The following is a 10,259-nucleotide window of genomic DNA, read 5'->3' as shown; positions in this document are numbered from 1 at the left end:
TCGGGACTGGTCGGCCGTCGGCACGATGTGGTCGACCGTCGCGTGGGTCAGTTCCGGAAAGGCGACCTCGAGATCGCGCTCGCGGAGCATCCCGAACGCCTGGGGGCTCGTTACCTCGTGGATGAGGTGGAGGCCGATGAACAGCTGGTCCTGGCCGGTCGGGAGCGTCGTGACCGTGTGGCGATCCCAGACCTTGTCGTACAGCGTCTCCGCGCTCATTCCTCGTCCTCTACGGTGTCGCCGTGCTCGACGCCGCGCTCGAAGACGCGGTTCGCGTCGTCGGCACTGTGCGGCGGCGTGTGGTCGACGTCGCGCATCTTCGTTCGTTGCTCCGGCCGTTCGTCGTCCTCGTCGGTCTCGGTCGGGGTCGATTCGGGCTCGCCACCGTCCGCTGCGACGGTCGGTCCGCGGCTGAACAGCTGACCGGCCGTTCGTCCAGTGTAGGGGTTCGTGTGGCTGACGGTGGCCATCGTCTCTGTCGTGTCGTCGGTTTCGTTCATGTCTGTGGGGTCGTTGTTAGTCGTCCGCCTGCACCGGGACGGACTCGTCGTCGGTTTCGGTCGGTTCTTCCTCGGCCCACGCGAACAGGTCGCGCAGTCGCTCGCCCACCGCCTCGATCTCGTGGTTCTTTTCCGCCTCCCGAAGCTGGTTGTAGCTCGGGCGGCCGGCCTGGTTCTCGAGGATCCACTCGCGGGTGAACTCGCCGTTTTGAATCTCCTCGAGCGTCTCCTCCATGTTCTCGCGAACGGTCTCGTCGACGATACGGTCGCCGCGGCTCAGCCCGCCGTATTCGGCGGTGTCGGAGACCGAATCCCACATCTCGGCGTGGCCACCCTCGTACATCAGGTCGACGATCAGTTTGAGTTCGTTGAGACACTCGAAGTAGGCGATCTCCGGGGAGTAGCCGGCGTCGACCAGCGTCTCGTAGCCGTGTTTGACCAGCGAGGTGACGCCGCCACAGAGGACGGCCTGCTCGCCGAAGAGGTCGGATTCGACTTCCTCCCGGAACGTCGTCTCGATGACGCCCGCTCGCGTACAGCCGATGCCTTTCGCGTACGCCAGCGCGCGCTCGTCGGCGTCGCCGGTCGTGTCCTGATAGACCGCCAGCAGGCCGGGCGTCCCCTCGTCGTTCTCGTAGTTGCGCCGGACGAGGTGGCCCGGGCTCTTGGGCGCGACCATCGTCACGTCGACGTCTTCCGGCGGCTCGATCTGGTTGTAGTGGATGTTCAGCCCGTGGGCGAACTGCAGCGTGTCGCCCGCCTCGAGGTTCGGCGCGATGGCGTTCTCGTACACGTCCGCCTGCACGGTGTCGGGCACCAGCACGGAGACGTAGGACGCCCGGGAAACCGCGTCGGCCGGCGTCGTGACCGTCAGCCCGTCCGCTTCGGCGGCCGATCGCGAGGACGATCCCTCGCGTAGCCCGACGACCACGTCGACCCCGCTCTCGTGGAGGTTCAGCGCGTGGGCGTGGCCCTGGCTGCCGTAGCCGAGCACGGCCACGGTGTCGTCGTCGAGGGTCGATACGTCTGCGTCGTCGTCGTAGTAGATGTCGGTGGTGAATTCGTCAGTCATCGTCTGCTGTCTGGTATGTCTCGTCGTGGTTCGCCTCGTCGGCGGGCTGTGCTGTCGCTTCGGGGGCCGCGGTCCGGTCCGTGCCGCGTGCCAGCGCCGTCGTCCCCGTCCGGGAGATCTCTCGAATCCCGAACTGGCTGAACGTCTCGACCGCGGCCTCGATCTTCTGTCGCGAGCCCGTGATCTCGAAGGTGGCAGTCTCGGGACTCGAGTCGACGGCCGTCGCGTCGTACATGTCCGCGACGGCGCTGACCGCTGCGGGGTCCGCGGCGGCGACTTTCACGAGCGCCAGTTCGCGACGCATCGCGTCGGGCTCGAGTTCGCGCACGGCGATGACCGGCACGAGCTTGCGCAGCTGCTTCTCGACCTGATCGATCCCCGGGTCGGGCTCCTCGACGACGATCGTGATCCGCGCGCGATCCTCGTCTTCGGTCGGGCCGACGGTCAGGCTCTCGATGTTGAACTGCCGCCTCGAGAACAGTCCCGAGACGTCCGAGAGCACGCCGGGTTCGTGTTCGACCAGCGCGGAGATGACGGTGCGTCGGGGCTCGTGGGTCGCTTCGACTTCGGGGTCGATGCGAATGCCCTGCTTGTTGCGCCGTCCTGCGGGGGTTGGCCGTTCCTCCGGCGGTGGTCCCTCGAGTCCGCGCTTCATAGCTGCTCCTCCGTCAGTGCGAACTGGCCGTTGTCGCCGCCGCTCGGCACCATCGGGTAGACGTTCGCGTCGGGATCGATGTGGACGTCGATCACCGAGGGGCCGTCGTAGGCGATCGCGGCGTCGATCGTGTCGGCGACGTCGTCGTAGTCGTCGATCCGGAACCCTTCAGCGCCGAACGCCTCGGCGAGTTTATCGAATTCGGGCATCCAGCCGTAGTCCGACGCGGAGTGGCGGCCGTCGAAGAAGGCGTCCTGCCACTGTCGAACCATGCCGATGTACTCGTTGTTGAGCACGGCGACGGTGATGTCGAGTTCCTCGCGGACGGCGACGGACAGCCCCTGCAGCGTCATCAGGAACGAGCCGTCGCCGTCGATGCAGACGACCTCCTGCTCGTCGTCGGCCGCGAGCCGCGCGCCGATCGCCGAGGGCAGTCCGTACCCCATCGTGCCCAGCCCATGACTCGAGACCCAAGTTCGTGGCTCGGTATAGGTCCAGTACTGGCAAGCCCACATCTGGTGTTGGCCGACGCCGGTGGTGACGATCGCGCGGTCGCTCGTGGCCTCGTCCAAGGCCTCGACGACGAACTCCGGCCGGACCGGCTCGTCCTCCGGCGCGTCGTAGGCCATCGAGTAGTCGGATTGCCACTGCTGGCACTGGGCGCGCCACTTCGTGGCTTCGGGCGACTCGTCGACGGCCGCGGCCAACTGCTCGACGACCGTTTCGGCGTCGCCGACCAGCGGATAGTCGGCGTAGATGTTCTTCGAGATTTCGGCGGGGTCGATGTCGACGTGGATGACCTCCGCGTCGGGCGCGAAGGTCTCGATGCCGCCGGTCAGGCGGTCGTCGAATCGGGTTCCGATCCCGATCAGCGTATCACAGTGGGTGATCGCCATGTTGGCGTAGCCGGTGCCGTGCATGCCCGCCATCTCGAGGGAGAGTTCGTGATCCTCCGGGAACGCGCCGATGCCGGGCATCGTGGTGACGACCGGAATCTCGTGTTCGATGGCGAACTCCCGACAGGCGTCGGTGGCGTCACCTTTGATGACGCCGCCGCCGAGCAGCATGACCGGACGGGACGCGTTCTCGATCCGCTCGGCCGCCGCGGCGACGAGGTCCGATTCGGCCCGCTCCTGGACGTCGTAGGTGTCGGGCACCGTCGGCGCGTCGGGCTCGCGGTCGGTTTCGCCGTTCGTGACGTCTTTGGGCAGGTCGACCAGGGTCGGTCCCGGACGGCCCTCGCGGGCGAGGGCGAACGCCTCGCTGACGTCGCTGCCGACGTGATCCGAATCGCTCGCGAAGGTGTTGTCCTTCGTGACCGGAGTCGTGACGCCGGTCGTGTCGGTTTCCTGGAAGGCGTCGTTGCCGACGAACTCCGTCGGGACCTGGCCCGTCAGCGCGAGCATCGGGTCCGAGTCCATGTCGGCGTCGGCGATGCCGGTCACGAGGTTGGTCGCGCCGGGTCCCGACGTCGCGAGACAGACGCCAGGCTCGCCCGAGACGATGCCGTAGGCGTCGGCCGCGTGGGCCGCGCCCTGCTCGTGTGCCATCGTGACGTGCCGAATGTCCGAATCGTAGAGGGCGTCGTAGACGGGCATGATCGCTCCGCCCTGCACGCCGAAGGCGTACTCGACGCCCGCGTTCTCCAGCGCGCGGACGACGGCCTCGGCACCCGTGGTCACGGGGTCGGTCGTCGTCTCGGAGTCGGCGGTCTCGGCGGCCGCGTCGGGCGCGGCGCTGTCGGTGATCGGGTCGTCCTGTTCCTCTTCCGCTGGCGGAATCTTTGCTGCGCGTTCGCTCATCGGTTGCCTCCCGCCGTGGGCCGGCGATCGGGTGGTGTACGGTAGTGTGTCATCTGGGGGGTTGCTGATCGCTCGGAGAACGATGCGGCGAATTCGGGTCTGAGGCGACGAAGTACTAGATGAGGGGCTATAGTGCCCCTACAATACGAATCGAGGCGAACGCGCTGCTGTCGACCGCACGGGCGGACGCCGACAGGGAAGCGCGAACCGTCATTACTGTCTACGTAGCTCCCTCGAGGGATATAATCCTTACGAGTCTCCCGGCTCCGATCGCCCGAACGCGATAGCCAGGGCTCGTGGACGGTGGCAAACGGGGCGGACATCGCTCAGACGCGCACCTCCTCCTGGGACTGACGGTCGATGCCAGCCTCCTCGGCGAAGCGCTCGAGGTCGTCGACGGTGACGCGGCGCTTCTCGGCCCCGTAGTCCTTGACCCGACGGGTGACCGCTCGGACCTGGTCGTCGGTGGGCTCGAAGCCGCGCTCGACGAGTCGCTCGCGGACCGAGTGGGTACCCGTGTGTTTCCCCATGACCAGTCGGCGCTCGGCACCGACCATCTCGGGAGTCATGACGCCGGGTTCGAACGTATCGGAGTTTTCGATGACGCCGGCGGCGTGGATGCCGCTCTCGTGGGAGAAGGCGTTGTCGCCGACGACCGGCTTGTTGCCGGGCGTATCCATGCCGCTTTTCTCCTCGACGATCTCCGAGAGTTCGGCGATGCGCGTCGTGTCGATCCCGGTGTCACACTGGTAGAGCGACTCGACGGCCATCACGTACTCCTCGTAGGCGGCGTTGCCGGCCCGCTCGCCGATCGAGTTGACCGAGACCTGCGCCTGCGCCGCGCCCGCTTCGATGCCGGCCAGGGCGTTTGCAGTGGCCAGCCCGAAGTCGTCGTGGGCGTGAACGTCGACCCGCGCGTCGGTGTGGGCACAGACCTTTTCGATCATGGCCCGGAACCGACCCGGCGTGGCGACGCCGCAGGTGTCGGGAACGTTGATCCAGTCGGTACCCGCCTCGGTGACCGCTTCGATCACCTCGAGCAGGTACTCCTCGTCGGTCCGCGTCGCATCCATCGGCGAGAACATACAGGTTACGCCCGCCTCGGTGATGCGTTCGACCGACTCGACTGCGCGCTGTACGACTTCTTCCCGGGTGGCGTGCATCGAATCCTCGATCTGGACGTCGCTGGTGCTGACGAACGTGTGCACCATCTCGACGCCGGAATCGAGTGCCGCTTCGATATCACCGTCGACGACGCGGGCTAGCCCGCAGGTCGTCGAACTCGTTGCCGAAGCGATATCACGAACGGCTTCGAACTCCGCGTCGGAGTTGACGGGGAACCCGGCCTCGATGACGTGGGTTCCCATCTGGTCCAGAACGGACGCGATCTGCCGTTTGTCGTCGTATGAGAACGAAGTGCCGGGCGACTGTTCGCCGTCCCGGAGGGTCGTATCGAAGACACGTGCTGACTCTATTTCGTCAGTTGAATCTAACGTGCCCTGGAAGAACTCGACCCCCCTGATTGGTATCAGAGGATGGGCTGTCTTGTGAAGACATTGTGTCTCAACCCGAGGTGCGACCATGTATATAAAACTACCGCTGCGACCAACGATGATCGGCCGTCGTGTTAGACATAATCAATCGTGATGGTTACAAAACCGCACGACTGCGTCGGCCTATTATCTGACCGTATCTCCTAGTACTGTTTAGATGGACTTCGCCGTTCGACTCGATTCCCCCGAACTCACCGCGAATTATACTCCGCTCCGCCGTGGCCGGCACCCTCGAGCGCTGGCGCGCGGTCGTCGATAGACGTTCGGTCATCCTTTCCCCCTTGTCAGCCTGCAGAATAGACATTCGAGTTGCTTATGGAGATCTAACTGCCCATCCGCCCAGGAGCTAGTGTCGATTAGACCTACGCCGGAACGCTCATGATCCCGTCACCTCGAGTCACGATAGAACCGGTGAATGCTCTCCGTCGGCGGAGCGGATGAGCCAGACCACGTGTGAGTGTTTTGTAACTGGTCGTGGTAGGGGGCGTCTATGACGACCGATGAAATCACCGATCTGCTGACGGGGGCGTACATCGACGAATTCGAGACCGCGATGAACTACCAGACCAACGCGATCGTCCTCGACGGCATCCACGCCGAGGAGGTCAAGACGAGCTTAGAGGAGGACATTCAGGAGGAACTCGACCACGCACGGCTGCTCGGCGAACGGCTGAAACAACTCGACGCGTCGCCACCCGGCTCGGAATCGTTCGAGGCCAACCAACACGGCCTCCAGCCGCCCGCGGATACGACCGACGTGCAGTCGGTCATCGAGGGCGTCCTCGAGGCCGAGGAGTCCGCCATCGAGACCTATCGGTCGCTGATCGAGGCCGCGACCGAGGCGAACGATCCCGTCACGGAGGACGTTGCGGTGACGATCCTGGCCGACGAGGAGGCCCACCGCACCGAGTTCCGCGGGTTCCAGAAGGAGTTCCCGATGGACTGAGCGTATCCGCGAGCGAACGGGTGCGTGGCACGTAGCACCGTCTAACGGCCGCGAATCAGTGAGCAGGCAGATCGGGGAGTGGCATCAGCGAGGTCCGAGAGGGCTTCGCGCTCTCGAGATTTTACCGCGGGCGCGCCTCCGGCGTGCCCGCAGCCCAAAGGTTCGGAGGCGAACGTTTTTCTCGCCCCGGTTCGACCCACCCCGTATGAGCGATTTCGACCTCGATCTTCGGGCCGTCGAGGAACACATCGACGACGAACTCGATCTCGAGGGCAGCCTCGTTCTCGGCGTCCTCGACGGGGAAACGCCGGCCGACGAGTGGCTCGAGACGATTTCAAACGGCAACGTTCTCATCCTGAACGTCGACGGCGATGTCAACGAGCTGGCCGCCGGGTTCGCACGGGACATCAAGGAATCGGGCGGCGAACTCGTCCACTTCCGTGGCTTTCTGATCGTCACGCCGCCGGGCGTCGACGTGAGTACGGAGCGGCTCTAATCGCGATCCGACCGGTCGTCGGTCCGAGCGTTTCGGGCGCGGCCGGAGTCAGCGACCCACCGCTGAAGCGGTGGGCTTGTCGGTGGACTCCCGTTCAAACTCCAAACTGGAGTGGACACTGGATGTGTCGCTCACGTTCAACGTCCCCGACTTCGGGGCAAGCTGACCGTTGCCCAACCCATCGGGACGTTTGCCCGATGGGAAAGCGAACAACCGAAGGCAAACATTTCTCGCCGCGTTGTAGTCGCCGTCAATCACGCCGACGCGAACGTCAGGAAGTGACCGTCGGGATCGCGCACGACGACCGCGTCGTCGCTCGCTCGCTCGACCGAGCGAACGCGATCGGCCACCGAGTCGAGCGCCGCTTCGGGAGCGTCCGTTTCGAATCCGAGATCGACGTGGACACCGCCGCGAGCGTCGGCGATACCGAGGTGCGGTTCCCAGAGTTCCAGCGCCATCGGCCCGTGCAATCGCACGCGCGTGCGGTCGTCACCCTCGTCGACCGTCTCGAAGCCCAGATCCTCGTAGAACTCCCGCGCACGCTCGAGGCGCTCGACCTCGAGAACGACTTCGAAGATCCCGTCGATACCCGGGCCGGCCACGTCCCGCTGGCCGAGTTCGACGCAGTTCCCGTCGGGATCGTACAGGTACAGCGACCGCGCGGAGCCGAATCGGGCCTCCTCGAGATCGGACGCCGCGGCCAGCCGATCCCACCAGTCGTCGTACTCGCCGGCGGGAATCGAGAATGCGTAGTGGGTGTGCAACCCGCCCCGCGGGAGCGAATCGGGGCGGCGGCACACAAGGTCGGTCCCGCCCGCCGCGAAGACGAGTTCGTCCGATCGCTGCTCGCGGATGGCTAGTCCGAGCCGCTCCGCGTAGAACTCCCGTGCCGGCTCGAGGGCTTTCACCTCGAGCGCCAGCCAGTCCAGCCCGGTTAGCATGGGCGGCTGTACGCGGAGGGCGTGCATAGAAGCGTCGCCCGACGCGATTGCACCGAGCCACGAGCAGTCATCGGGGCGACAGTTACGGGTCGACAACGGCGACTGCACGACGTACCGTTTACCCACGTTTATGGACTGAGCGACCATACCGGTCGACATGAGCTTTCGTGCCGACGAGCGTGCGACCGACTTTCGCGAGATCGACCGCTTCGACGGCGGCGTCGGCTGGATCGCCCATCCCGACGAACGGATGCAACGCGCCAGCCACGCGATCGCAGTGGACGGCGAGGTCTGGCTCGTCGATCCCGTCGATGCCGAGGGAATCGACGAACTCGTCGCCGAGTTCGGCGACGTGGCCGGCGTCGTGGTCGGACTCGACCGGCACAAACGCGACGCTGCCGCGATCGCGAACCGCCACAACGTCCCCGTCTATCTCCCGGACTTCTTCGAGGGCGTCACCGACGAGATCGACGCCGCCGTCGCCCGGTTCGACGACGAACTCTCCGATACCGGCATCCGGGCGATCCCGGTGCTCGACAGCCGCTTCTGGCAGGAGGTCGCCCTCTATAACCCCGCCGACGGGACGTTCGTCGTTCCCGAATCCGTCGGGGCGGTCGACTACTTCCTGACCGGCGACGAGCAACTCGGCGTCCATCCGATGTTGCGACTGAACCCACCTCGGAGGGCCCTCCGCGGCGTCGCACCCGAACGCGTGCTCGTCGGCCACGGTGCCGGCGTCATGGACGACGCCACGCGCGTTCTCGAGGCAGCACTCTCCCGGTCCCGCAAGCGAGCGCCCCGGTTGTACGCGAAAACGGCGTGGGAGATGCTTCCGATCTGAGGCTCCCGGTGTCGGCCGCTCGTTTCGAGTCGTCGATGGCCATACATCTAACTACTGGCCACTCATAGCACACCCGTGGTCTACGTAACCCGCGGGCTCGTCGATATCCTGCTGGCGCTCGCCAGCGACGCCGATCCCGACGACGTGACGACCGGCGTCTCGGTGGTCCCCGCGATCGAACTCGACGGTGCCGACGGGCTGCCACCCGATACGCCGGTCTTCACCGATTTCTTCCTCCCCGATCCCGGCAACCCGGTCAACGCCGTCTTCGGGGTCGACCTCTCGACGCCCGCCCGACAGGCACAGGGCCGGTTCGTCTCCCACCCCGTCGGCGAACTCGAGGTGACGCGGCGGGACGATCTCGCGGAGGTCATCTTCGTGGCCGTGCCGCCCTGGGAAGTCGACGACCGGTCTTTCGGCGCGTTCGACCGCAGCGGCGAGCGCCAGCCCCTCGAGATCATCGACGCCTCGCCGCCGGGACAGTCGCTGACCGACTGAAACGACGCGGCGTCCTCGAGACGCGAGCGGCGAGCGGCGATCGAGACCGTTCACGGCCGACGATCGAACCGCTCGACGGTGAGATCGACCCGTGACGGGAAGTCCGGACTCTACGGCAGCTGTCCGGACCGCCAGTCGGTTCTTCTCGCTTCGAAGCGGAAAAGCGCCGTCCCGGGAGGGGAACTCCACAGCGGCGGCTCGCCCCCCGATCCCCCATCACGAGAGCGCCTACTCGAGATAACCGAGGCCGCGGAGTTGCTCGGTGATCTCTTCGAACTCCGCTTCGGTGAGTTCGCCTTCCTTCTGGTGTTGGATGACGATGCTGCGCAACAGGAACCGGACGAGATCGCTCGTGCTCTGAAAGCTCGTCCCCTCGATAGTCTCTTCGACCCGATCCGCGAGGTCCTTCGGGATCGACACCGTGGTGTACTCGGTCATATGCCATACTCCGGCGCGGTACCCAAAGGAGTGTCGACAGGACGGCGGCGACGGTACTCGGCGGCCGGGTCGGTACCGACCACGGCAACCGCCGTCCCCCGCCGGTCGCGTCCAAGCCATTTTTATAGTCGGCTCCGTAGCGAGACGTACAGGCATGGGAGTCCGGCCACCATCGAGCGGAGACAACGAGGAACCCGACAGTATCGAGTTCGGCATCGCTGCCGTCGACGCTCATCTCAGGGACGCCGACCTGTCCTTTCCGGCCACGAAAGACGACATCGAGGCCGAACTCGGCCACGAGCGCATTCCCTACGACGTACACGGGAACGACGTGGCGCTGAGCGAAATGCTCGCCGAAGTGCCGACGGAGGAGTTCGACTCCCGGCAGGAACTGTTGAACCAACTCCACAACCCGTTCGAAGCGTACCGCCGGAACAACTCGGGCGGCGTCGTCGCGCAGGTCCGCTCCCTGCTCCCGTTCTGAGGACGACTTCGAACGCCCGCTCGGTTGGGACGC

Annotated in this window: 13 protein-coding genes; 5 read left to right on the top strand and 8 right to left on the bottom strand. The window is 65.8% G+C overall.

Annotated elements, in window-relative coordinates:
* The 6 genes from ALTAJ2_RS09035 to ALTAJ2_RS09010 all read right to left on the bottom strand — a co-directional run.
* Nucleotides 1-219, bottom strand: a 219-nt coding sequence (locus tag ALTAJ2_RS09035; protein WP_239647720.1) for an aconitase family protein, incomplete at its 3' end; no start/stop codon positions are given.
* Nucleotides 216-500, bottom strand: coding sequence for a hypothetical protein (locus tag ALTAJ2_RS09030; RefSeq protein ID WP_007108926.1), 285 nt, complete (start codon nucleotides 498-500; stop codon nucleotides 216-218). The genes ALTAJ2_RS09030 and ALTAJ2_RS09035, both read right to left, overlap by 4 nt.
* A 16-nt stretch (nucleotides 501-516) precedes the next feature.
* Entirely contained in the window at nucleotides 517-1,572 is a 1,056-nt protein-coding gene (gene ilvC / locus ALTAJ2_RS09025; protein WP_007108927.1) for a ketol-acid reductoisomerase, read from the bottom strand.
* Nucleotides 1,565-2,227: an acetolactate synthase small subunit gene (gene ilvN, locus ALTAJ2_RS09020; protein WP_007108928.1), complete on the bottom strand. Its 663-nt coding sequence runs from the start codon at nucleotides 2,225-2,227 to the stop codon at nucleotides 1,565-1,567. The genes ilvC and ilvN overlap by 8 nt, the downstream gene beginning before the upstream one ends.
* Nucleotides 2,224-4,029 (bottom strand): biosynthetic-type acetolactate synthase large subunit, encoded by a 1,806-nt coding sequence (gene ilvB / locus ALTAJ2_RS09015; RefSeq protein WP_007108929.1) that lies wholly within the window; start codon nucleotides 4,027-4,029, stop codon nucleotides 2,224-2,226. The genes ilvN and ilvB overlap by 4 nt, the downstream gene beginning before the upstream one ends.
* Nucleotides 4,030-4,355: 326 nt before the next feature.
* Nucleotides 4,356-5,612 (bottom strand): LeuA family protein, encoded by a 1,257-nt coding sequence (locus tag ALTAJ2_RS09010; RefSeq protein WP_239647719.1) that lies wholly within the window; start codon nucleotides 5,610-5,612, stop codon nucleotides 4,356-4,358.
* Nucleotides 5,613-6,072: 460 nt separating this feature from the next.
* On the opposite strand from ALTAJ2_RS09010, the gene ALTAJ2_RS09005 reads away from it, so the two are divergent.
* A complete protein-coding gene (locus tag ALTAJ2_RS09005) occupies nucleotides 6,073-6,528 on the top strand; it encodes a ferritin-like domain-containing protein (protein WP_007108931.1) in 456 nt (151 codons plus the stop codon).
* Between the two features lie 205 nt (nucleotides 6,529-6,733).
* The gene (locus ALTAJ2_RS09000) at nucleotides 6,734-7,024 is read left to right on the top strand and encodes a DUF5779 family protein (protein WP_006186092.1); all 291 of its coding nucleotides are present in this window, start codon (nucleotides 6,734-6,736) and stop codon (nucleotides 7,022-7,024) included.
* A gap of 254 nt (nucleotides 7,025-7,278) precedes the next feature.
* On the opposite strand, the gene ALTAJ2_RS08995 is transcribed toward ALTAJ2_RS09000, so the two are convergent.
* A complete protein-coding gene (locus tag ALTAJ2_RS08995; protein ID WP_049900134.1) occupies nucleotides 7,279-7,965 on the bottom strand; it encodes a VOC family protein in 687 nt (228 codons plus the stop codon).
* Between the two features lie 157 nt (nucleotides 7,966-8,122).
* Here ALTAJ2_RS08995 and ALTAJ2_RS08990 point away from each other — a divergent pair, with 157 nt between their 5' ends.
* Nucleotides 8,123-8,806 (top strand): hypothetical protein, encoded by a 684-nt coding sequence (locus tag ALTAJ2_RS08990; protein WP_007108933.1) that lies wholly within the window; start codon nucleotides 8,123-8,125, stop codon nucleotides 8,804-8,806.
* Nucleotides 8,807-8,881: 75 nt separating this feature from the next.
* On the top strand, nucleotides 8,882-9,304 hold the full coding sequence (locus ALTAJ2_RS08985) for an MPN domain-containing protein (RefSeq protein ID WP_007108934.1): 423 nt from the start codon (nucleotides 8,882-8,884) through the stop codon (nucleotides 9,302-9,304).
* 228 nt (nucleotides 9,305-9,532) lie between these two features.
* Here the strand turns inward: ALTAJ2_RS08985 and ALTAJ2_RS08980 are convergent, their stop codons facing one another.
* Nucleotides 9,533-9,742: a ribbon-helix-helix domain-containing protein gene (locus ALTAJ2_RS08980; RefSeq protein ID WP_006186097.1), complete on the bottom strand. Its 210-nt coding sequence runs from the start codon at nucleotides 9,740-9,742 to the stop codon at nucleotides 9,533-9,535.
* Between the two features lie 154 nt (nucleotides 9,743-9,896).
* On the opposite strand from ALTAJ2_RS08980, the gene ALTAJ2_RS08975 reads away from it, so the two are divergent.
* On the top strand, nucleotides 9,897-10,226 hold the full coding sequence (locus ALTAJ2_RS08975; RefSeq protein ID WP_007108935.1) for a DUF5789 family protein: 330 nt from the start codon (nucleotides 9,897-9,899) through the stop codon (nucleotides 10,224-10,226).
* The last annotated feature ends 33 nt before the right edge of the window (nucleotides 10,227-10,259 follow it).

It is taken from the genome of Natrinema altunense, from assembly GCF_000731985.1.
In the GTDB taxonomy this organism is placed as follows: domain Archaea; phylum Halobacteriota; class Halobacteria; order Halobacteriales; family Natrialbaceae; genus Natrinema; species Natrinema altunense.
Note: the sequence above shows the minus strand (reverse complement) of the source record. Positions and strands in the feature narration are given on the sequence as shown.